Source organism: Sodalis-like endosymbiont of Proechinophthirus fluctus, assembly GCF_001602625.1.
In the GTDB taxonomy this organism is placed as follows: domain Bacteria; phylum Pseudomonadota; class Gammaproteobacteria; order Enterobacterales; family Enterobacteriaceae.
In genome coordinates this window covers 21,800-22,206 of sequence record NZ_LECR01000068.1, presented here as the reverse complement: position 1 = coordinate 22,206, position 407 = coordinate 21,800, and positions in this window count along the sequence as shown.

Below are 407 nucleotides of genomic sequence, written 5' to 3'. Positions count from 1 at the left end.
AACATCGCCAGCAGATGCTGATAGGCGGCGAATAACGTTTGCGGCAGAAGCGGACTGTCGTCGAAGCGGTAAATCAGTTCCGCTGGGGGCGCGCTGTCAGCAGAAGTGGGTGGTGTTAATCACGGGCGATGTCATAGCAAGCAACACTCCTGAGCGGCTAAAGATGGCATTTTAATATCTTGAAGGGAAAATAATCAATTGTAATGCCATCGATAGCGGGTCATTAACGTCGATCAACAGGTCGGCGTGCGCCCTACCTACAATAGGATTGCCGCGCGGATGTGAAGGCCAGTTTCGCCGAGGGGATATCGACCTTGAGAAAACGTGGATACATCCTTGTAACCGCATCGTAGCAGTTCTATGGGACTATATAATGGTAGCAGACGCCGTTCAGGCGAAGGTATAGT